Origin of the sequence: Streptomyces sp. NPDC059002 (assembly GCF_042740435.1) — a bacterium.
In the GTDB taxonomy this organism is placed as follows: Bacteria; Actinomycetota; Actinomycetes; order Streptomycetales; family Streptomycetaceae; genus Streptomyces.
The window spans coordinates 1-21,421 of record NZ_JBHYJI010000071.1; the positions used below are offsets into that span (position 1 = coordinate 1).

16 protein-coding genes are annotated in these 21,421 nt (G+C 72.7%); 5 read left to right on the plus strand and 11 right to left on the minus strand.

All coding sequences use genetic code 11. The annotated features are described in order from the left end of the window. Positions 1–59 precede the first annotated feature (59 nt). The 4 genes from ACFWZ2_RS37855 to ACFWZ2_RS37870 form a co-directional block, all read right to left on the minus strand. On the minus strand, positions 60–770 hold the full coding sequence (locus ACFWZ2_RS37855) for a 3'-5' exonuclease (RefSeq protein WP_384553725.1): 711 nt from the start codon (positions 768–770) through the stop codon (positions 60–62). 100 nt (positions 771–870) lie between these two features. Further along, the gene (locus ACFWZ2_RS37860; protein ID WP_384553727.1) at positions 871–2,112 is read right to left on the minus strand and encodes an SAV2148 family HEPN domain-containing protein; all 1,242 of its coding nucleotides are present in this window, start codon (positions 2,110–2,112) and stop codon (positions 871–873) included. A 103-nt stretch (positions 2,113–2,215) separates the two neighbouring features. Continuing rightward, complete coding sequence (locus tag ACFWZ2_RS37865) at positions 2,216–3,535, minus strand: copper amine oxidase (RefSeq protein ID WP_384553728.1); 1,320 nt, start codon at positions 3,533–3,535, stop codon at positions 2,216–2,218. A 64-nt stretch (positions 3,536–3,599) separates the two neighbouring features. Continuing rightward, complete coding sequence (locus ACFWZ2_RS37870) at positions 3,600–4,385, minus strand: Tat pathway signal sequence domain protein (protein WP_384553729.1); 786 nt, start codon at positions 4,383–4,385, stop codon at positions 3,600–3,602. A 158-nt stretch (positions 4,386–4,543) separates the two neighbouring features. Between ACFWZ2_RS37870 and glgX the strand changes: the two genes are divergently transcribed. Then, positions 4,544–6,652 (plus strand): glycogen debranching protein GlgX, encoded by a 2,109-nt coding sequence (gene glgX / locus ACFWZ2_RS37875; protein ID WP_384553731.1) that lies wholly within the window; start codon positions 4,544–4,546, stop codon positions 6,650–6,652. Here glgX and ACFWZ2_RS37880 read toward each other — a convergent pair. Then, positions 6,606–7,889 carry an MFS transporter gene (locus tag ACFWZ2_RS37880; protein WP_384553733.1) on the minus strand — a complete coding sequence of 428 codons (1,284 nt, stop codon included), beginning with the start codon at positions 7,887–7,889 and terminating at the stop codon, positions 6,606–6,608. The genes glgX and ACFWZ2_RS37880 overlap by 47 nt on opposite strands. 81 nt (positions 7,890–7,970) lie before the next feature. Between ACFWZ2_RS37880 and treY the strand changes: the two genes are divergently transcribed. Then, on the plus strand, positions 7,971–10,412 hold the full coding sequence (treY, locus tag ACFWZ2_RS37885) for a malto-oligosyltrehalose synthase (protein WP_384553735.1): 2,442 nt from the start codon (positions 7,971–7,973) through the stop codon (positions 10,410–10,412). A 3-nt stretch (positions 10,413–10,415) separates the two neighbouring features. Here the strand turns inward: treY and ACFWZ2_RS37890 are convergent, their stop codons facing one another. Continuing rightward, positions 10,416–11,645 carry a cytochrome P450 gene (locus ACFWZ2_RS37890; protein ID WP_384553737.1) on the minus strand — a complete coding sequence of 410 codons (1,230 nt, stop codon included), beginning with the start codon at positions 11,643–11,645 and terminating at the stop codon, positions 10,416–10,418. Positions 11,646–12,009: 364 nt separating this feature from the next. Between ACFWZ2_RS37890 and ACFWZ2_RS37895 the strand changes: the two genes are divergently transcribed. Further along, positions 12,010–13,254 (plus strand): M14 family zinc carboxypeptidase, encoded by a 1,245-nt coding sequence (locus ACFWZ2_RS37895; RefSeq protein WP_384553777.1) that lies wholly within the window; start codon positions 12,010–12,012, stop codon positions 13,252–13,254. Between the two features lie 55 nt (positions 13,255–13,309). Here the strand turns inward: ACFWZ2_RS37895 and ACFWZ2_RS37900 are convergent, their stop codons facing one another. Both ACFWZ2_RS37900 and ACFWZ2_RS37905 read right to left on the minus strand, forming a co-directional pair. Beyond that, positions 13,310–13,729 carry an SSI family serine proteinase inhibitor gene (locus ACFWZ2_RS37900; protein ID WP_384553738.1) on the minus strand — a complete coding sequence of 140 codons (420 nt, stop codon included), beginning with the start codon at positions 13,727–13,729 and terminating at the stop codon, positions 13,310–13,312. A gap of 105 nt (positions 13,730–13,834) precedes the next feature. After that, positions 13,835–14,386: an FHA domain-containing protein gene (locus ACFWZ2_RS37905; RefSeq protein ID WP_384553740.1), complete on the minus strand. Its 552-nt coding sequence runs from the start codon at positions 14,384–14,386 to the stop codon at positions 13,835–13,837. Positions 14,387–14,530: 144 nt separating this feature from the next. On the opposite strand from ACFWZ2_RS37905, the gene treZ reads away from it, so the two are divergent. Next, on the plus strand, positions 14,531–16,276 hold the full coding sequence (gene treZ / locus ACFWZ2_RS37910; protein ID WP_384553742.1) for a malto-oligosyltrehalose trehalohydrolase: 1,746 nt from the start codon (positions 14,531–14,533) through the stop codon (positions 16,274–16,276). Positions 16,277–16,334: 58 nt separating this feature from the next. Beyond that, positions 16,335–17,348, plus strand: coding sequence for an aldo/keto reductase (locus ACFWZ2_RS37915; RefSeq protein WP_384553744.1), 1,014 nt, complete (start codon positions 16,335–16,337; stop codon positions 17,346–17,348). Between the two features lie 39 nt (positions 17,349–17,387). On the opposite strand, the gene ACFWZ2_RS37920 is transcribed toward ACFWZ2_RS37915, so the two are convergent. The 3 genes from ACFWZ2_RS37920 to phsA form a co-directional block, all read right to left on the minus strand. Next, on the minus strand, positions 17,388–18,536 hold the full coding sequence (locus ACFWZ2_RS37920) for an aminopeptidase P family protein (RefSeq protein ID WP_384553746.1): 1,149 nt from the start codon (positions 18,534–18,536) through the stop codon (positions 17,388–17,390). A gap of 65 nt (positions 18,537–18,601) precedes the next feature. After that, positions 18,602–19,357: a PDZ domain-containing protein gene (locus tag ACFWZ2_RS37925; protein WP_384553748.1), complete on the minus strand. Its 756-nt coding sequence runs from the start codon at positions 19,355–19,357 to the stop codon at positions 18,602–18,604. Between the two features lie 116 nt (positions 19,358–19,473). Beyond that, positions 19,474–21,369, minus strand: coding sequence for an O-aminophenol oxidase PhsA (gene phsA / locus ACFWZ2_RS37930; protein WP_384553750.1), 1,896 nt, complete (start codon positions 21,367–21,369; stop codon positions 19,474–19,476). Between the last annotated feature and the right edge of the window lie 52 nt (positions 21,370–21,421).

A 21,421-nucleotide genomic window follows, 5' to 3' on the forward strand; every position in this document is an offset into this window, starting at 1 on the left:
ACTCCGAAGGCCGGTAACCCCGTTGCGGGGCTACGTAGAAAGTAATGGGGGGGGGAGCGCTAGCCCTCCGCCCGGAGAGGCCAGTCCCCCTCCACGACCGCGTCGGCGTCCCCCCTCTTCCGGAGGAAGTTCTGGAAGTCCGCCGCCCACTCCGCGTACCACGCGACCTGGCGGCGATGCAGCTCCGCCGGGCCGAGGGCGGCGACCTTGGGATGGCGCTCGGCTATCGCGCAGGCGAGCCCCGCCGCGGCGCGCGCGTCGGCGGAGGCGTTGTGCGCGGATTCGAGCACCACGCCGTACTCCGTGCAGACCGCTTCCAGGTTGCGCTTGCCCTTGCGGTAGCGGTCCACGGAGCGGTCGATGGTGTACGGGTCGATGACGGGTCCCGGGTCGACGCCGCCGAGGCGGTCGCGCAGGGACGGCAGGCCGTGCCGCCGCAGCTCCGCGGAGAGCAGGCTCAGGTCGAAGACCGCGTTGTACGCGACGACCGGGACGCCCGACTGCCAGTAGGTCGTGAGGACGTCCGCGAGCGCGTCCGCCACTTCGGCGGCGGGCCGTCCTTCGGCCGTCGCGCGTTCGTTCGTGATGCCGTGCACCGCCACCGCGTCCGCCGGGATCGGGACTCCCGGATCCGCGAGCCACTCGCGGCGGCCGAGCGTCTCGCCGGCCTTGACCTCGATCACCGCGCCCGTGACGATGCGCGCCTCGGCCGGGTCCGTCCCTGTCGTCTCCAGGTCGAAACCGATCAGCAGCTCCCGGTGCCAGCCCATGGCCGCCCCCTTCTTCGTGGTGCTTTCCCCCAGTGACCACCACGATCCCATGCGCCACTGACAATCCGAGGGCCGCGTTCCGCTTCGCCCGTCCCCGTGCTCACGACACCGGCCGCGAGTCCGCCCACGCCAGCTCGAACTCCTCGCGGTAGGTCGAGAAGAGCCCGCCCTCACCGGCGTCGCCCGGCCTGACCACCCGGCCGCCGCCGCGCAGGACGAGCACCGGCGCCTCCATCCCGCGGGTCCTGCGCAGATACGTCTGGACGACCGCGATGCCGTCCGCGCCGTCGCCGTCGACCAGATAGGCCGTGAACCGCGGCGTCTCGTCGAAGACCTGGATCTCGAAGGCGTCCGGATCGCGCAGCCGCGCCCGCACCCGGCGCGAGTGCAGGATGTTCATCTCGACGGAACGGCTCAACTCCCCCTTCTTCAGGCCCAGTTCGCGCTCCCTGCGCTTGACCGCGCTGCTCGCCGGGTTCAGGAAGAGCAGCCGCACCCGGCAGCCCGACTCGGCGAGCCTGACCAGGCGGCGCCCGGAGAAGTTCTGCACGAGGAGGTTGAGCCCTATGCCGATCGCGTCGAGGCGGCGCGCGCCGCCGAAGATGTCCTCGGCGGGGAACTGCCGGAGCAGCCGCACCCGGTCCGGGTGCACCGCCACCACGTCCGCGTACCGGTCGCCGACCAGGTCCTCGACCGCGTCGACGGGCAGCCGCCGCGCGGAGGGCGTGTCGGTGCCCGTGCCGAGTATGTCCAGGAGCCTGGCGGATGCGCGCTCGGCCTGGGCGAGGACCGCCTCGGACAGGGCGCGGTTGCGGGAGACGACGTTCCGGGTGACTTCCAGCTCGTCCAGGGCCAGTTCGACGTCGCGCCGGTCGTCGAAGTACGGCTCGAAGCACGGCCAGTGCTGCACCATCAGCTCGCGCAGCTGGGGCAGGGTGAGGAAGCTGAGGACGTTGTCGTCGGCCGGGTCGAGCAGATAGCCCTTGCGGCGGCTCACCTCGCGCACGGCGACGGCCCGCTGCACCCACTCCTGCCCGGCCGGGCCCGCGGCGGCCACCACCCAGTCCTCCGCGTGGACGGGTTCGTAGACGGGACGCAGAACAGCGGCCACGACAGCGCGCAGCCGCTGCTCCACCAGGTTCAGCCAGATGTAGGCCCGTCCGGCCCGCTGGGCGCGGGTGCGGACCTCACGCCAGGCGTCGGCGCCCCAGTCCAGTTCGGGTCCGATCTGAGATCCCATCTCCATCGGCCGTGCCAGGGACACCGCTCCGGGGGGAACGTCGACGGAGCTCCCCTCGTGACCCTCGTCACCAGGGGGCAGCTCCCGCCCACCCGAGCTCACCCGCGCACCGCCTTCCGCTCCCCCGAGCACTCCCCCAGTCAACGATCAAGGAAGGGTACTCCGGGAGCGGCGGGCGGTGCAGCCGGATGGGAAGGGTGGTTTCTCAACCACCGAGCGGGGGCTGGCCGTTCTGGTTCGCCAGGTCCTGCGGAGTGAGCGGGCTCATAGCGGTGACATCGCGCGCGGCCAGCGAGAAGCCCTGCCAGTGGACCGGCATCGGCTGCTGGTCCTCGTCACGGGCGATGTGGTGGAAGCCGATGTGGACCCAGGTGACCGGGTGGGTGAGGGTCTGGCCGTTCACCCACTTGTCGACGCTCGTCGGCACGCCGTTGGCACACCCGGGGTTCTGGCTCGCGTACTGCTCGCACTTCTTGTACTCGGTGAAGTACACGTCGTGCTTGGTGTAGGGGCGTCCCGCGTGCTTGTTGCTGGGGCCCGGCACGATCTCGTACGAGCGCGGGTGACCGTCCTTGTTCTTGCCCGCCCCGCTGACCACGCGCCACCAGCGCATGTCCTTGCGGTCACCGGCGAGTTCCTTGGTGACCTTGGTGCGGGTGGTCTTCGTGGTGGGGCTGCCGTCGCCGGTGGGCGGGGTGACCTTGGAGTCGTACTGCTCGACCTTGGCCTTCGGGGAGCCGTCGAGGCCGAAGTTGAGCCGCCAGAAGACGTTGTGCGCGTGGCTCTCCGCCTTGGCCTGGTCGCCCTTGCCGATGGGCCAGCCGCGGCTGTCGCCGCCGTCGTAGTCGTACGGCGAGAGGCTGCCGGTCGCGCCGACCTGGGAGGTGATGGTGCCGTCCGAGGAGAAGCGCCACTCGGTGATGTACTCGTACCAGGACGCCTTGTTCACGGTGTAGACGAGCAGGTCCTTGCCCTGGCCGGTGTAGACCTTGCCGGTGCCGCCGGTGGACTCGTCGTCGTTGAGGCGGTAAGCGTGCCCCCGCGCGCGCGTGGTGGCGCACAGGCCCTTCACGTTGCCGCGCTGCGGAACCTTCACGGTCTTGATGGTGCCGCCGGGACACTCGCCGGGGTTGAGGTTCTGCAGGGCCTGGCCGAAGTCGGTGCCGGTGACGTCGTCGTACTCGGCCTGGCCGTCGTCGTAGGGGACGTGGACCTGGGCGAGCCGGGCGCTGGTCAGGACGGGTATCGGCTTCGGTTCGCCCTTGGGCTGGTAGCTGATCTTGTCGAGGATCAGGCCGGAAAGGGTGTTGTAGTGCCAGCACATGCGCCAGGTCGTGCCGCCGTCGACGGTCTGCTCGATCTTGTAGGCGTCACTGCAGTCGGCGGCCGCCGCGGGGGCGCTCGGCGGCGCCTGAGGGGCGGCAGAAGCGGGCGAGGCGACGTTGGCGGCGCCACCGATCAGCGCGGAGACCGCGAGGGCCATGGTGGCCTTCCTGCGGGCGCGCGAAAGTCTGTTGACGTGCATTGCGGTGTGAACTCCCTCGTACGAGGAGAAGCAGAAGTGTGGTGTCGTGCGCGAGCGGCCGGAATCAGCCGAGGCGGCCCACGGAACGGGTGCTCAGGTCGACGACGAGGGCCCTGGTGTCGATCCACGGGCCGTTCTTGACCTTGGTGACGACCTGGAGGCACCGGTGCTTGCCGCACTCGGTGAGGTCGGACGGCACGCGCTCGACGGTCTCCTTGCGGAAGACCATGCCGCTCAGCTGCAGCTGTCCCGGGCCCGTCAGCGCCTTGCCCGTGGCGTGCTTGTAGTCCTGCTTCAGGCCCTTGCCGAGCGGGTCGGCGATCAGCAGCCTGGCACCCTCGGCGAGCTCTTCCTGGCTGGGCGGCGGCTGGACGTTCAGCGTGGTGTTCGTGTTCTCCACCTTGCCGGTCTCCACGTTGACCGTCTTGGTGATGACCGCGTCCTTCTTGTAGTCGTAGTAGACGACCTCTGCCCTGCGCGGGGCCGCGGCACCCGAGTCGGTGGGCTCGGGCTCGCTGAGGTTCGTCGAAAGAAGCTGCGGGCCGCGGTCGCCCTCGACGTCCCTGGCGCTGGAGCGCATGGCGCCCGTCACCGATGCCTTCTCGGCGAGCGCTGTCTCGGCGTCGGTCAGCGGGTCGCTGCCTATGCCCTTCTTGCCCTCGTCCGGTGCGGCCTCGACGACGCCGTCCTTCGCGATCGCGTCCTGCTTCGCGGCTGCCGCGTTGGTCTGGCGGTCCCCCGACTCGCCCGACTCCGGCAGCGTGACGCCCACCAGCACCGCGGCGGCGGCCACCGCTACTGCCGCGCCCGCCACCACCTTCCCCAAGTGGTGTCTGACTAGCTCTCGCACTTACTCCCCTTTTCCCCCACGAGCCCCAAGAAGGGGCATACCGAGTATGTGGTCAGACGGTTAGACGGGCTCAACTCCTGGGTGGTTGCCCCACTTTCGGGGAGACTCTGGCCGAAGTGGCCCCAACTCGATGGGGCGTTAGTGGAAGAGTCGTCGTCATGCAGGTCTGGCCTGGGCAGGCGTACCCGTTAGGTGCCACATATGACGGAGCCGGTACAAACTTCGCGGTCTTCTCCGAGGCCGCAGAGCGCGTGGAGTTGTGCCTTCTGCACGACGACGGCTCGGAGACAGCCATCGAACTGCGCGAGTCCGACGCCTTCGTACGGCACGCGTATCTGCCCGGCATCATGCCGGGCCAGCGGTACGGCTTCCGGGTGCACGGCCCCTACGCGCCCGAGCAGGGGCACCGCTGCAACTCCGCGAAGCTGCTGCTCGATCCGTACGCCCGCGCGGTCAGCGGGCGCATCGAGTGGGGCGAGGAGGTCTACGGCTATCACTTCGAAGACCCCCGAAAACGCAATGACCTGGACTCGGCGCCGCACATGATGACGTCGGTCGTGGTCAACCCGTACTTCGACTGGGGCGACGACCGCCCGCCGCGCACGCCGTACCACGAGACCGTGATCTACGAGGCCCATGTGAAGGGCCTGACCATGCTGCATCCCGATCTCCCGGACGACCTGCGCGGTTCGTACGCGGCGCTCGGGCATCCGGCGATCATCGAGCACCTCACCGAACTGGGCGTCACCGCCCTGGAGTTGATGCCGGTCCACCAGTTCGTGAACGACCACCGCCTGGTGGACATGGGCCTCAACAACTACTGGGGCTACAACACCATCGGCTTCTTCGCCCCGCACAACGCGTACGCCTCCTGGGGCGACCGGGGCGAGCAGGTCCTGGAGTTCAAGCAGGCCGTGAAGGCGCTGCACGAGGCGGACATCGAGGTGATCCTCGACGTCGTCTACAACCACACGGCCGAGGGCAACCACCTGGGCCCCACGCTCTCCTACAAGGGCCTGGACAACGCCTCGTACTACCGCCTGATGGACGATCCCCGGTACTACATGGACACCACGGGGACGGGCAATTCGCTGCTGATGCGCTCGCCGCACGTCCTCCAGATGATCATGGATTCGCTGCGGCACTGGGTCACGGACATGCGCGTCGACGGCTTCCGCTTCGACCTCGCGGCCACCCTTGCCCGGCAGTTCCACGAGGTGGACCGGCTCTCGTCGTTCTTCGACCTGGTGCAGCAGGACCCGGTGGTGAGCCAGGTGAAGCTGATCGCCGAGCCCTGGGACGTCGGCGAGGGCGGCTATCAGGTCGGCAACTTCCCGCCGTTGTGGACGGAGTGGAACGGCATGTACCGCGACACGGTCCGCGACCTGTGGCGGGGCGAGCAGCGCACGCTCGCGGAGTTCGCCTCGCGGCTCACCGGCTCGTCCGACCTCTACCAGGACGACGGGCGGCGCCCGTTGGCTTCCATCAACTTCACCACCTGCCACGACGGTTTCACGCTGCACGACCTCGTCTCGTACAACGACAAGCACAACGAAGCCAACGGCGAGGACAATCAGGACGGCGAGAGCCACAACCGCTCCTGGAACTGCGGCGCCGAGGGCGCGACGGACGATCCCGGCGTCCTCGCGCTGCGCGCGCGGCAGATGCGGAACTTCATCGCCACGCTGATGCTCTCCCAGGGCGTGCCGATGCTCAGCCACGGCGACGAGTTCGCGCGCACGCAGGGCGGCAACAACAACGCCTACTGCCAGGACAACGAAGTGGCGTGGGTGCACTGGCCACAGGGCGAGAGCTCCGTCCTGGCCTTCACGCGCGCGATGGCGATGCTCCGGCGCGACCATCCGGTCTTCCGCAGGCGGCGGTTCTTCCACGGCCGGCCCGTCCAGGGCACCCATGACGAGCTGTCGGACATCGCCTGGTTCACGCCGGAGGGCGAGGAGATGACGGAGCGCGACTGGGGCGCGTCGCAGGCGCGGGCCCTGAGCGTGTTCCTGAACGGCAACGCCATCTCGGAACCGGGTCCGCGCGACGAGCGGATCACCGACGATTCGTTCCTGCTGATGTTCAACGCCTCCCCGGAACCACTGGAGTTCGTGGTGCCGGTCAACCACGGCCGTCAGTGGCAGGTCGTGGTCGACACGGCGCAGGAGGACGGGGTGCCGCCCGAGCCGGGCCCCAAGGTGCGGGCGGGCGACCGGGTCACGCTGGCCGACCGGAGTCTGACGGTGCTGCAGCGTCCGGCGTGACGGCGAAGGACCTGAGCGGCTCGCGGGACGTCCGGGGCCGCTCCTCTCGGGCGATCAGGGCGATGGCGAACGCGACCGCCGCGGCCGCGCTGCCGAGCGCGAACGCCGCGCCCGCGCCGTGGGATTCCGCCAGGCGCCCCGCCACGGCGAGCGTGACCGCCTGGCCGCCGACGAAGGCGCTCGCCGCGAACGTCATGCCTTCGGCGAGCCGCTGCGGGGGCATGGCGCGCTCGGTCAGGGCGAAGCCCGTGATGAGGTTCGGCGCATAGATCGCGCCGAAGAAAGTGACCACTACGTAGAGGCCCGCCAGGCTGTCCGTCCACACCAGGGGCACCGAGAGGAGCGCCGCGGCGGCCGTCGCCACGCGCCAGCGCGCGAGCAGCCCGAAGCGCTCGGGCAGCGCCGCCATCGAGAGGCCCACGACGGCGCTCATCACGCCCATCGCGGCATAGACGAGCCCGGCCTGGCCCGGCCGCCCCAACTCCTCGGTGAGCGCGGTGATCCCGGCCCCGCAGGCGCCGAGCAGCACGCCCAGGAAGACGAGTCCGATCCGCACCACGTACACCGAGCGCGGCAGGCGCGGACGCGGGGCACGCGCGCGTGCCGGTCCCTGCGGGGCCGCCCTGGTGGTGCGCCCGGTGGGGTGCAGCGCGAAGCCCGTCCCGCAGACGGCGACAAGGAGCGCGGCGAGGCCGAAGGCGTACGCCGGGTGGCCCGCCACGGACGCGAGGCCCACCAGGGCGGGCCCGAGCACGAAGGACAGCTCGTCCATGGTGCTCTCCAGGGACAGCACGGCGCCCGCGAGCCGGTCGTCGCCGCCCTTGGCGCGGACCAGGGGAACGACGCGGGCCCTGGCGAGCGGGCCGATCCCGGGGACCGTCGCGCCCGCGAGCACGCCCAGGGCCGCCAGCACCGGGGTCGGCAGATCCGCGAGGGCGCCCAGGGTGTACGCCGCGATGGCCACGGCGTTGGTGAGCGAGAAGGCGAGCACGACGGTGCGCTGCCCGTGCCGGTCCGCGAGCCGCCCGACGAACGGCCCCAGGGACACCTGGCCGAGGGCGAGCGCGCAGGCGACGATGCCGCCGGTGGCCAGCGACCCGCTGGTCTCCGTCACCAGGAGCACGCTGCCGAACTGGATCATGGCCACCGGGAGCCTGCCGAGGAACGAGACCACGGGGAGCGGCACCCCGGTCATCCCGACCACCTTGCGATACGCGTCCAGCGTGCTCCGAGCCATCGTCCGACGCTAACGACGCCGTAGCGGAGACACGCATGAGTCGATGGCACGAAAGCCGTCCAGGCGGGTACGTACGTTCGCATGACGCCTGAGCGCCCACGGCCCGCGGTGCCGCCCGCACCGACCGCCACGTACCGGCTCCAGCTGCAGCCCGACTTCCCCTTCGACGCGGCCGAGGCGGCCGTCCCTTATCTGGCCTCGCTCGGCGTCTCGCATCTGCATCTGTCGCCGGTGCTCGACGCGGTCCCCGGGTCCACGCACGGCTACGACGTGACCGACCACGCGCGCGTACGGGACGAACTCGGCGGCGAGGAAGGGCTGCGGGCCCTGTCGCGCACCGCCGCGGCGGCCGGGCTCGGGCTGATCGTGGACATCGTGCCGAACCACATGGCGGCCGTGCCGCGCCACAACCACGCCCTGTGGGAGGTGCTGCGCGAGGGCCCCACGTCGCCGTACGCGCGCTGGTTCGACATCGACTGGGACGCGCACGAGGGCCGCGTCCTGCTGCCCTTCCTCGGCGGCAGACTCGGCGACGAACTCCCCCGGCTGCGGGTCGACGGGCACGTCCTGCGCTACTACGAGCACGCGTTCCCGGTCCGCGAGGGCACCGAGGAACTGCCGCTGCCGGAACTCCTCGACGCGCAGTGGTACCGCCTCGCCTGGTGGCGCCTTGCCCGTACGGAGCTCAACTACCGGCGCTTCTTCACCATTTCGGACCTCATAGGGGTGCGGGTCGAGGACCCCGAGGTGTTCGATGCGACCCATGCCACGGTGCTGCGGCTGCTGCGCGAAGGGGTCGTCGACGGGCTGCGGATCGACCACCCCGACGGGCTCGCGGACCCCGGGGCGTACCTCCAGAGGCTGCACGAGGCGACCGAGGGGCGCTGGACGGTCGTCGAGAAGATCCTCGCCGACGGCGAACAGCTGCCCGCCGCCTGGCCGGTGGCGGGCACCACCGGGTACGACGCGCTGCACCACATCGACGGCGTCTTCACCGACCCGGCGGGCGCGGGCGAACTCCTCGGCCAGTACCGGCGGTTCGCCGCGCCGCCCGCCGACCGGGGCGGCGACTGGGCGGCGACCGTGCGCCGCGCCGCGTACAAGGTCGTCACGCACGAGCTGGCCGCCGAGGTGGACCGTCTCACGCGCGCGGCCGCCGCGATCTGCGCCACGGACCCCGCCCTGCGCGACCACGCGCCGTGGGCGCTGCGCACCGCCCTCAGGGAACTGCTCGTGCGGCTCCCCGTCTACCGGCCGTACGCCTCCGGGGGCGCCGCCCCCGAAACGGTCCTCACCGCCCGGGCCGCGCAGGAGGCCAGGACGGTCTTCGGGGTGCCCGAGGAGGCCGCGGCGGTCGATGTCGTACGGGAGTTGGCGCTGGGGCGGCACGGGGCCGCCGACGGGCGTTCCAGGGGCGCGGTGGAGGAGTTCCGCACGCGGTTCGCGCAGACGGCGTCCGCGCTGCGCGCCAAGGCGGTGGAGGACACCGCGTTCTACCGGCACGCGCCGCTGCTCTCGGCCGCGGAGGTGGGCGGCGCGCCCGAGCGGCCCGCGGTCTCCGCGGAGACGTTCCACGCGTACTGCGCGCGCGTGCAGCGCGACTGGCCCTACTCGGGCACGGCCTTGACGACGCACGACACCAAGCGCAGCGCCGATGTGCGCGCGGGCATCGCCGTCCTGACGCAGTGCCCGGAGCGGTGGGCGGACCTCCTTGCGGAGGTGACCGAGCAGACCGCGCGCGTGGGCGGCACGTGCGCGCCCGATCCCCAACTGGCGTGGGCGGCCTGGCAGACCGCGGTCGGCTTCGGCTTCCCGTACGACATGCGGCTGCAGAACGCCCTCCTGAAGCATGTGCGCGAGGCGGGCCTGCACACCAGCTGGACCGAGCCCAACGAGGCGTACGAGAAGGCGGTCACCGCGTTCGCCGAGGCCGGTCCCTGCGGTCCCCCGCTGTACGCGGTCGCGTCGTTCGCGCGCGAACTGGGCCCCCATGTGCGAGCGAACGTCCTCGGGGCCGCGCTGCTGCATCTGACGATGCCCGGGGTGCCCGACCTGTACCAGGGCACGGAGGGCGAGTACCGCGCCCTGGTCGACCCGGACAACCGCAGGCCCGTGCGCTTCCAGCCGCACGTCCTGGAGCGGCTCGACACGCGGCCGGAACGCTGGGACCTCTCGGAGGAGAAGCTCGCGCTCACCGCCGCGGCGCTGCGGCTGCGCGGGCGGCGGCCCGAACTCTTCGGGGGCACCGCGACGTACGAGCCGCTGACCGCCGAAGGTCCCGGCGCGGCGCACTGCGTGGCCTACGCCCGCTCCGGAGAGGTCGTGGTCGCCGTGACGCGGCTCTCGCTGCGCCTCGCGGAGGCCGGGGGCTGGCGCGGGACGGACCTCGCGCTGCCCGCGGGACGGTGGGCCGATGTGCTGGCTCCGGAGCGGGAGTTCGAGGGGCACACGCGCGTGGCGGAGCTTTTCGCGGACTCGCCCGTGGTGCTTCTCACCCGGACCGGCGAGGAGCCCGAGCAGTAGCAGTCACCCAGGGCGTACGAGGAGCATGCGCGGCCCGCGGGTCAGGAGTCCCTCCGGCGCCGGTCTGAACCCCGGCGCCCAGCGCAGCCCCGGCAGCGCGTCGAGCAGGGCCCGCAGGCCGTACTCGGCGACGAGCCCCGCGAGGGCGGCGCCCGGGCAGGAGTGGCGGCCCGCGCCGAGCGCGACGCGGCCGGGATCCGCGCGGAAGATGTCGTAGCGGTCGGGGTCGGCGAACCGCGCGGGGTCGCGGCCCGCGGAGCCCACCAGGCACGCCACGACGGCCCCCGCGGGCAGCGGGACGCCCGCCACGGCGACCGGGCGGACCGCGCGGCGCAGCACCACGGGGGCGGGCGGGTCGCGGCGCAGGGACTCCGCCCACGCCCCGGGGATGAGGCCCGGCCGCTCCCTGACGAGGGCCAACTGGCGCGGATGGTCGAGGAGATCGGCGAGGAACGAGGCGAGCGCGAGCGCCGTGGCATCGCCGCCGCCACCGAGCAGCGTCCCCGCGATGCCCGTCACGGTCTCGTCGGACAGCGGGCGCCCCTCGACCTCGGCGGTGCACAGGACGGAGAGCAGGTCGTCGCCGGGGTGGCTTCTGCGGCGCGCGAGGTGGGGGCGGAGAAAGGCGTCGAGGCCGGGGTGCCCGCCGCCGAGGTGCGTGAGCCCGCCGCGGCACAACTCCTGGACGCGGGCGGTGTCTTCGTAGGGCAGCCCGAGCGCGGCGACGGCCGCGGCGGTCGGCAGCCACCGGCAGAACTCGGCGACCAGATCGGCCTCCTCGCGGGCGGCGATGCGGCGGGCGAGGACGTAGGCGGTGCGGTGGGTGGCGGCGGCCAGCGCGTCCAGGGCGGGGCCGCGCAGCGCGGGCGAGACCAGCGACCGGTGCGCCAGGTGCGAGGCGCCCTCCAGGTGCGCGAGGGTCCGCCCCGGCGGCAGCGCCACGAGCCGCGGCCGCGCGAGCGCGGCACGCACGTCCCGGTACCGGCTGACCAGCCACGCCCCGGCGGCCTCGTCCCGGACGAGGGGAAAGTCCGCACGGAGCATCCGGTACAGCGGGTGCGGGTCGCGTCCGGCATCGGGCGTCAGCAGACTGGGCGGCTCCGTGCGGCGCCCGTGCGGGGCCTCAGCGGCCCGGTACGGCGCCGTGCGTCCACCGGCCGGGCAGCGGGCGCCCCGGGCGGCGGACAGGCCCTCCGGGGCGCCGGAGGGGGCGTTCGCCCGCGCCTCCGTCACGGCCGGTGGCTGCTGACACTCGGGGGCGGGCACCGGTTCCGTGGCGTCAGGGACGGGTGGGGGTGGCTCCGGGGCGTGCCGCGTCGGGGCATTCCGCTTCTCCGTCGGCGGAACAGGGGGCGGCGTGGCTATCGGGCCGGGGAAGCAACGCACCGCAGGGCTCCCACCTGTGCGTCGGCGCGGCATGCGGCCGCGCGGGTGTGTCCAAGACGACCACCGAGGGCTTCGACGCGCAGGTTCCGTACGTCCGTACGGGTGACGGCGGCCGGGGCCGAGGAGCACGCGCAGGCGTCCTTGACACCGCCCCCGGCACGTGGCGTACTGCGGATTGCGTCAGTGACGGACCAGACGGGGGTGAGTCAAACTGGCGGTGCAGCGCTATCCCAGTGTTCCTGAACTCACCTCCTCCGCACGCCAGTTGGTAGCCCACCGGCCCGACCTGGGCACCCTGCGGCAGGTCGGTGCCTCGCGCGCGGGCAGGCCGCTGCACCTGCTCTCCGTGGGACGCGCGGCCCGCGCGGTCCTCGTCGTCGCGGGGGCGCACGCCAACGAACCCACCGGCGGCTCGACGCTGCTGCACCTCGCCGAGTGGACACTGCGCGATTGGCGGCTGCGCGCGGACACCTCCTGGCACTTCCTGCTCTGCGCGGACCCGGACGGCGCGGACCTGCACCGCACGCCCGCCCCGCGCACGCTCCTGGACTACCACCGGAACTTCTTCCGCCCCGCGGGTCCCGAGCAGCCCGAGTGGTCGCCCTCCGTGCTTCCGCCCCATCGGCTGCCACCCGAGACGCGCGCCCTGACGGCCGTCATCGACGAACTGCGGCCCTACTTGCAGGTGTCCCTGCACGGCACCGATCTGGGCGGCAGCTGGGTGCAGTTGACGAAGGACATCCCCGGGCTCGCGGTGCCGTTCGCCAAGTCGGCCGCAGAGCTGCACATCCCGGTCGAGGCGGGGGCGTCGGACGCCGCGGGCTGGCCGGTGTCGGGGCCCGGCGTGCACGTGCTGCCCGGCCCGGGCACGGACGCCGCCTACCCGAGCCTGCCCGAGGACGCCCGGCTCACCACCTGGCACCACGCGCATCTGTACGGCGGGCGCACCGCGATCGTCGAAGTGCCGATGTGGGCGAGCGACCTGGTCGACGACGACGCGGCGCACCCGTCCCCGGTGCGGGCGATGCGGGGCCTCGCGCGGCGGCTGCGGCGGGACGCGGGTCTTGTCGAGGAGATCCTCGGCGAGGCGCTGCCCCGGCTGCCACCGGGTGCCGAGGGGCCGCTGCTGCGGGCCGCGCGCTGGGCGCTCGCCCTGGTGCCCGGTCTCGCGGACGACTGGGGGCGGCTGCCGCCGGCCGGGACCACCATGGCGTACATCGGGAGCGTCGACGCCTTCGGCCGCCGTCTGCCGCTGCGCGCCGCCGCGATGCTGCTGCGGGTCCTGGAGGAGACGGGCGACCGGGCGGCGCCCCGCCTGGAGCGGCTCGTGACGCTCTGGAGCAATGCCTTCGCCGAGCGGTTCAGGGCGCGTTGGGTGCCGTTGGAGGATCAGGTGGAGCACCAGTCGCGGACCACGCTCGCCGCCGCCCGGCACGCGCGCACACCGGGCGACTGACCGGCACGCGCGCGTGGACAGGTGACCCACTAGGAGAGCTTGGACACCGAGCCCGTCAGGAGAGCTTGAACACCGAGCCCGTCTCGGACGCCATCACGCACGCGTTGGGGAAGTTCTTCACGTACGCCATGCGACGGCCGTCCCACATGCCGTACGCGGCCGCCGTCACCGGCTTGTAGATCATGGTGCAGGGCGTGTCCCGATGCGGGATCTCGTTGATGTCGCCCTTGGCCGCCCGCAGTTGGCGACAGGCTTTCCCGGCCTCCGGGTGACTGCTGCCCACCCGGCCGCAGTTCAGCAGCGTGCCCTCCAGGTCGCCGAGGGCGCCGTCGCCCTGCATGACCGCCACGTACATCCAGTTGCCGGGCAGCGACTGCTCGGGGGCGGACCGCGCCGTCGCCGTCGCCGTGCCCGCCGCGAGCAGGGCGCCCGCCGTCGCCGTCGCGAGCAGAGCGTTCCGTACCGTCCTGGCCATGACGTCACCGTTCCTTGAGCTCGGGGGTGCGCGGGCGGTCACCCGCGCCGCTGCATCCATCGACACGGCGGGGGCACTTGCCCACCCGGACTCACTCGAACGGGATCAGCTCACGGCGAGACGGAAGGCCATCCGGCCGAAGCTCACCAGGTCGCCGTCCTGGACGACGGCGGCGCCGACCACCCTGCGGCCGTTCACGGACGTGCCGTTGGTCGAGCCGAGGTCGCGCAGCACCCACATGCCGCCCTGCCGGCGCAGCTCGGCGTGGACCCGGGAGACCGTGTCGTGGCTGAGCCGGAGTCCATTGGCCGGATCGCGGCCGATCCGCAGCGGGTAGGGGCTGTCCGGCGACGGCAGCATCAGCTTCGGGAGGCGCTCGGCCTGCCAGGCCCTGCGCAGCTTCATCGTGAACCCGGAGACCGCTTCGACGCCGCCGAGCACCATCCGCTGCCAGCGGCCCTCGGTGCGCAGGTCGGCGGTGAGGGCGGCCAGTTCGTCGGGCTTGCGGGCGGCGAGCACGAGCTCCATGCGGCGCAGGAAGGTGTCGTGGGAGAGCCTGCCGACGGCCGCGCCCTCCTTGAGTGCGTCCAGCGCCCGGTCGCGCTCGGCGTCCGTCACGCGCGCCGGGTATGTGGAGAACTCAAAGGAGGATGTCACTTGGCGATTGTCGGCCAATCCCGCCCCGGGTGTCCAGAATGGCCGGGGCGGACGCCGATCGGCCGCTTCTCCCCACGGGCCGCACGCCCCTGACGCACCATGGGACGGACGACGTGACGGACTGCGGACGAGGGGGAACCGTCGGTGAGGTTCGAGGTGTGGGCTCCGGAGGCCGAGCGGGTCGCACTGGAGTGCGCGGGCGGCACGCGTGCGATGGAGCGTGACGCGGACCGCGCGGGCTGGTGGACGGCGGACGCGGAGGCCCAGGACGGGACGCGCTACGGCTTCTCGCTCGACGGCGGACCCGTCCTGCCCGACCCGCGCTCGCGGCGCCAGCCGGACGGGCCCGACGGGCTCAGCGCCGTCGTCGACCACGACCGGTACGCGTGGCGCGCGCCCTGGGCGGGGCGCGGGGTGCGGGACGCGGTCCTGTACGAGCTGCACGTGGGGACGTACACGCGCGAGGGCACGCTCGACGCGGCGGCCGACCGGCTCGGACACCTCGCGGAGCTGGGCGTCACGCATGTGGAGCTGATGCCGCTGTGCCCCTTTCCCGGCCGGTACGGCTGGGGGTACGAGGGGGTTTCGCTGTGGGCGGTCCACGAGCCCTACGGCGGCCCGGAGGCGCTGAAACGATTTGTCGACGCGGCGCACGCGCACGGAATCGGCGTCGTCCTCGACGTCGTCCACAACCACCTCGGCCCGTCCGGGAACCATCTGCCCGCTTTCGGGCCGTACTTCACCGAGACGCACCACACGCCCTGGGGCGCGGCAGTCAACCTGGACGCGCCGGGCTCGGACGAGGTGCGGGCGTATCTGATCGGCAGCTCCCTCGCCTGGCTGCGCGACTACCGCGTCGACGGCCTCAGGCTCGACGCGGTGCACGCGCTGCGCGACACGCGCGCGTGCCACTTCCTGGAGGAACTCTCCGCCGCCGTCGACTCCTTGTCCGAGGACCTTGGCAGGCCACTGTCCCTGATCGCCGAGTCGGACCTCGGCGATCCACGGGTCGTCACGCCGCGCGCGGCAGGCGGCCTCGGCCTGCACGCGCAGTGGAACGACGACTTCCACCACGCCCTGCACACCGCGCTCACCGGCGAATCGCAGGGCTACTACGAGGACTTCGCGCGGGCCCCGCTGGCCGCGCTCGGCAAGACGATGACGCACGGCTTCTTCCACGACGGCACGTACTCGACGTTCCGCGGCCGCGCGCACGGCCGCCCCGTCGACCTCGCGCGCACCCCCGCGCACCGGTTCGTCGGCTCTGCGCAGACCCACGACCAGATCGGCAACCGCGCGCAGGGCGACCGGCTCGCGGCATCCCTCTCCCCCGGCCTGCTCGCCTGCGCCGCCGCGCTGACCCTCACGGGTCCCTTCACGCCGATGCTGTTCATGGGCGAGGAGTGGGGCGCCACGACGCCCTGGCAGTTCTTCACCGACCACACCGATCCCGAACTCGCCGAGGCCGTACGACAGGGCAGGCGGCGGGAGTTCGCGGCGCACGGGTGGGCCGAGGGTGAGATCCCTGATCCGCAGGACCACGGCACCCGTGAGCGGTCCTGCCTCGACTGGTCCGAGCCGGGGACCGGCCACCACGCGCGCGTGCTCGCCTGGCACAAGGAGCTGATCGCGCTGCGGCGCACCCGGGGCGACCTGATGGATCCCGATCTCGCTGCGGTGCGGGTCGCGTACGACGAGGAGGCGCGCTGGTTCGCGTTCCGGCGCGGGGACCTGCGGATCGCCGTGAACCTCGGCAAGGAAGAGGTCGCCGTGCCGCTGGGCGGGCGCCACGCGCGCGTGCTCGCCGCGTGGGAGCCGGTCGACGCCCCCGACGCGGACGGGACGGTGCGGCTGCCCGCCGAGTCGTGCGTGATCCTGGCCGCCTCGTAGCGCCTGCCCGCCGCGCCGAGCACCTATCTTGAGGGCCTACCCAAGGGGAGGGCGGAACATGAAGCAGCGATTCCTCGGCCGGACGGGACTGCGCGTCAGTGAACTGTGCTTCGGCGCCATGATGTTCGGCAGCGGCGCCGACGAGGCGACCTCGCACCGCATGCTGGACGCGTTCACGGAGGCGGGCGGCACCTTCATCGACACGGCCGACATGTACGGGCGCGGCGTGTCGGAGGAGATCCTCGGCCGCTGGCTCAAGGGCCGCCGCAGGGACGAACTCGTCGTCGCCACCAAGGTGTTCGCGACCATGGGCGAGGCACCGAACGCGGGCGGCCTGAGCCGCAAGCACATCGTGTCGGCCGTGGACGCGAGCCTGCGGCGCCTTGGCACCGACCACATCGACGTCTACCAGACGCACGTCTGGGACGCGACGACGCCGATCGAGGAGACCCTGTCCACCCTGGACACCCTCGTGAAGGCGGGCAAGGTGCGCTACCTGGGGGCGAGCAACCTCTCCGGGGCGCAGCTGCAGAAGGCCCTCGACGTGGCGCGGGCGCACGACTGGGAGCCGTACTCCTGTCTGCAGCCGCTGTACAACCTGCTGGCGCGCGAGATCGAGTGGGAGCTGCTGCCGCTGAGCGCGGCCGAGGGCGTCGGCGTCATCCCGTACAGCCCGCTCCAAGGCGGCTGGCTTTCCGGCAAGTTCCGGCGCGGCATGGCCGAACCGCCGAAGGGCGCGCGGGGCTCGCACGCCTGGCGGCAGCGGGACACCGAGGAGACCTGGCGGGTCGTCGACGCGCTCGTCGGGATCGCCGACGACACCGGGCGCACCCCCGCGCAGGTCGCCCTGCGCTGGCTCCTCCAGCAGCCGGGGGTGACCGCGCCCATCGTCGGGGCGCGGTCCGTGGCGCAGCTGACCGACAATCTCGGCTCCGTGGGCTGGGAGTTGACGGCCGAGCAGCAGGAACGGCTCACGTCGGCGAGCGCGCGGCCGCTGCCCCATCCGTACGACGTGCTCGCGTACTACCCGGGCCGCGAGCCGCGCACCGGCCCCCGCACCGACTTCAGTTGAAGCCCTGCCGGTATCCGCCTGCTTGCCTGCCCGCCCGGCTCAGCCGACGATCGCCATCTCCCGGTCGGTGCTGTTGAGGCGACGCCCGCCGTCCTCCGTGACGGTCACGATGTCCTCGATGCGCACTCCGAAGCGGCCCGGCAGATAGATGCCGGGCTCTACGGAGAAGCACATTCCCGGTACGAGCGGCTGTTCCTCGCCCTCGATCATGTAGGGCGGTTCGTGGGTGGTGACGCCGATGCCGTGGCCCGTGCGGTGGATGAAGCGCTCGCCGTAGCCGAACTCGGTGATCACGGCGCGGGCGGCGCGGTCGACGTCCTGGCAGGCCGCGCCGGGCCGGACCGCCGCGCAGCCCGCGGCCTGCGCCTCGCGCACCACGTCGTGCACGCGCCGCTCCTCCGCGGTCGGCTCGCCGACGTGGACCGTGCGCGAGGTGTCCGAGCCGTAGCCGTGCAGCAGGCCGCCGAAGTCGAGGACGACCATGTCGCCCTGCTCGATGACGCGGTCGCCCGCCTCGTGGTGGGGGTTGGCGCCGTTCGGGCCCGAGCCGACGACGGTGAAGTCGACCTGGGAGTGCCCGAACCCGCGCAGCAGGTCCGCGAGATCGGCGGCGACGTCCGTCTCCCTGCGGCCCGCGAAGGGCACCTTCTTGATCTCCTCGTACGTCGCGTCGGCCGCCGCGCCCGCCGCGGCGATGCGCTCGAGCTCCGCGGCGTCCTTGACCGCGCGGAGCATCGGGAGGGCCTCCGTGAGGGAGACGTAGGAGGTGCCGGGCAGCGCCTTCTGGAAGCCGAGGAGGTGCATCGCCCAGGCGTTGTCGCTCACCGCGAAGCGGCCGTCCGCGGCAAGGAGCGGGGCGGTGACGGCGTACGGGTCCTTGCCGTCGGTCCAGTCGCGCAGGGTGAGCGCGGGGGCGCCCGCGGCGCGCTCGGCGTCCGGGGCCTCCAGGGTGGGCACCACGAGGACGGGGTCCTGGCCCGCGGCGAGCACGAGGGCGGTGAGCCGCTCGGTGGCCGCGGTCGGCCGGTAGCCGGTGAGCCACACCAGGTCGGGCCCCGGGGCGACGACGAGGCCCGCGAGGCCCGCTTCGGCGGCCGCGTCGGCGGCGCGCGCCATGCGGGCCTGGTAGTCGTCGGCCGTGAAGGGGGCGGGCTCGTCGGCGGTGCGGGGCGCGGGCGCGCTGCTCATGAGGACCTCCAAGTGTCTACGTCAGCATCCTGCCCGCAGCCGCACGCGAGTGCGAACCCGCCTGCTCATGTCACGATGCCCGGCCGCACCGAGAGGGCCTGGCGGCCGCCGCCCTCGTGGCGGACCGTCAGGGTCACCGGCCTGCCCGGGCGCGCGGCGGCGACCGCGGCGGCCAGCTCGGCCGCGGAGTGGACGCGGGTCCTGCCGAACGCGAGCAGGGTGTCGCCGCGCACCAGGCCCGCGGTGTAGCCGGGGCCCGGGATGTGCACGCCGACGAGCAGGGCGCCCGCGCCCCTGGGGGCGTCGACGGCCTCGACGCCGAGGGTGGCGGACCTGGCGGGGCCGGTGGGCCGGTGCGGGCCGCCCGGCGCGATGGACGCGGGCGGGCGCTGTGCCGTGCCCGCGACGGGGGGCTTGGCGGCCGGACCGCCGGACGCACCCGGCGCACCGGGTGGCGCCGCCTTCTGTATCTCGGCGAGTTTGCTCATGCCGATGACGGTGGCGCTCACCGTGCCGATGCCGATGCCGGAGAGCACCAGGACCGCCGCGCAGAGCAGGCCGAACAGCAGGGTCGTCAGGCGCCTGCCGCGCCGCCGCAGGGCGTGCGGGCGGTGGCCCTTTCCCCTTGCACCGGGCTTGCCGGGAGCCCCGGGACCGCCCAGGTTCCCCGGGCTCCCGGGGTTCCCTGGGCTCCCCGGGCCCCCGGAGTTCCTGCCCGGGCCCCGCAGGCGCCACCTGGCGGTCCTGCGGGGGGATTCCGTGCGGCCGGTGGCGGACTGCCCACCCGGCATCGGCTTGGGACGCAACGCGGTCTGATCCATGGCTCGCCTCCGGCCACAGCCCTACCCGGCGTGACCCGCCGCCGACGCCTCACGAACGGGTGACGTCCAGCTGTGCGGCCGGTGCCGCGGCCGGAGCGGCCGATGGACCCGGGTGCCTACCCCGTGTGTCCGTCGTGCCCGCCGTGGCCCGCGCCGTGGTCGAACTTCAGTGCCTCCTTCGGCATGACCACGAAGGGCCGCATCATGCCCATGTCCTCATGTTCGAGCAGATGGCAGTGGTACATGAAGCGGCCGTACGCCCCGTCGAACTTGCCCATGACGCGCAGCTGTTGACCGCCGGGGACCAGGAACACGTCCTTCAAGCCGCGCTCGTTGGGAGCCAGCGGGATGGTCCTGTCGGGGTCGAAGGCGATCGGCGCGCGGGTGCCGCCGATGGTGGCGTCGAAACCCGAGACGTCGTACGCGTCACGGCCGAGCAGCTGGAAGTCCGCCATGTGGATGTGCATCGGGTGGGTCACCGGCGGGTCCACCGCGAGGTTCAGGAAGCTCCACTGCTCGTGGCTGCCCTCGGCGATGGTGAAGCCGAGGCCGTCGTTGAACGTACGGGCCGTGCGCCGATACGTCTTGACCTTGCCGTCCGCACCGCGCAGTTGGATGATTCCCTCGGTCGGGACCTGGATGTCGCCCGGCTCCGCGACCTCGGTCATCTCCCAGATCTCCGGGTGGCCGCCGCCGCCCTTCGTCGCGGGCGGGGTCAGCACGACGAGGCGGTGGCCGTGCTCGATGTCGTGCGTGAGCGGGCGGAACGAGCCCGAGAGGACCTCCGGCAGCTCGAAGCCGTCCGGCTCGCCGCACTCGTTCACCCGGAACTCCATGACCTGCGGATAGCGCACGTCGTTCGCCACGTCGGGCACTCCGGGGGCCTGGGCGCGGCCCTTGTTGACCAGACGCAGCCGCCGCCCCGCGAGCTCGCGGAAGTCGACGAGCAGGTCCATGCGCTCGGCGGGCGCGACCGTGAGCGTCGGCAGCGCGTCGTCGAAGTCGACCGGCACGGGGCGCGGCAGGAGCCCGCCGTCGCTGCCGATCTGGTGCAGGACGCCGGTCACCGGCTGGTCGTCCTCGTCGATGAGGACGAGGTCGTAGATGCGCGCGTTCGACGCGTTGACCAGGCGGAAGCGGTACCAGGCCGCGTCCACGTCCGCGTACGGCCAGATGCGGCCGTTGACCGTGCTGTACGGCCCGGTGAACGGCAGGGAGACCGGCTTGCCCGTCTCGGCGTTCTTCGGGTCGATGATGACGGTCTTGTGCAGCAGGCGGCCGTTCAGCCGGCCGTCGGCGTCCGTGTCCAGGTTCCTGTCGGCGAGCAGGAGAGGGATCTCCCGGTCACCGGAGGGGAGTTGCAGCGCGTCCTCCTCGTCGTCCCTGACGAGATACGTGCCGTACAGACCGGTGTGCACGTTCCACCGGGTGATGTTCATGGCGTGGTCGTGATACCACCACTGCACCGCCTGGTGGTCGTTCGGGTACTCGGAGAGCTGTGCGTCGCCGTACCCCACGGCGTTGTCCGCCCAGCCGTCGTTCCCGCCGCCCGTCTGTGCGCCGTGCAGATGGGTCACCGACCAGGCGGGCAGCGCCGCCACGTCCTTGTTCGGCGCCACGCCCGCGCGGCCGGGCAGGGTGCCCGGCGAGGGGTCCTTCTGCGGGTCGCCGCGCGGGACCTCGACGGCCGTGACGGGATATTCGGCGCCCTTCGGGATGCGGTTGGTCCAGGCGATGCGGATGCGCTGGCCGCGCCGCACCTCGATGGTGGGGCCCGGCACCGAGCCGTCGTACCCCCACATCAGGGTCGGCGGAAGCTGCGGGTGCAGCCGGACCCAGGTGGGACGCAGCGCGATCTCCGTCTCTTCGCGTACGTCCACGCTGTCGGGACGCAGCACCGGCGGGACGGGCAACGGCGCCACGTACGGAACCAGTTCGCCATCCGCCGTCGCTGCCGCCCCGGGCTCGTCGCCGAGCAGTCGGTCAGTGATGCGCTCAATGATGTCGGTCAAGATCGAACACCCCCGTGTTCATCCCCCATGTCGCGGCCGGTCGAAGGCCGCC

Excerpts from the sequence above, each read along its gene's own strand:
- ACFWZ2_RS37855 (WP_384553725.1), bottom strand. The coding sequence starts at position 770 with ATGGGCTGGCACCGGGAGCTGCTGATCGGTTTCGACCTGGAGACGACA.
- ACFWZ2_RS37865 (WP_384553728.1), bottom strand. The coding sequence starts at position 3,535 with ATGCACGTCAACAGACTTTCGCGCGCCCGCAGGAAGGCCACCATGGCC.
- glgX (WP_384553731.1), top strand. The coding sequence starts at position 4,544 with ATGCAGGTCTGGCCTGGGCAGGCGTACCCGTTAGGTGCCACATATGAC.
- ACFWZ2_RS37880 (WP_384553733.1), bottom strand. The coding sequence starts at position 7,889 with ATGGCTCGGAGCACGCTGGACGCGTATCGCAAGGTGGTCGGGATGACC.
- treY (WP_384553735.1), top strand. The coding sequence starts at position 7,971 with ATGACGCCTGAGCGCCCACGGCCCGCGGTGCCGCCCGCACCGACCGCC.
- ACFWZ2_RS37900 (WP_384553738.1), bottom strand. The coding sequence starts at position 13,729 with ATGGCCAGGACGGTACGGAACGCTCTGCTCGCGACGGCGACGGCGGGC.
- ACFWZ2_RS37915 (WP_384553744.1), top strand. The coding sequence starts at position 16,335 with ATGAAGCAGCGATTCCTCGGCCGGACGGGACTGCGCGTCAGTGAACTG.
- ACFWZ2_RS37920 (WP_384553746.1), bottom strand. The coding sequence starts at position 18,536 with ATGAGCAGCGCGCCCGCGCCCCGCACCGCCGACGAGCCCGCCCCCTTC.
- ACFWZ2_RS37925 (WP_384553748.1), bottom strand. The coding sequence starts at position 19,357 with ATGGATCAGACCGCGTTGCGTCCCAAGCCGATGCCGGGTGGGCAGTCC.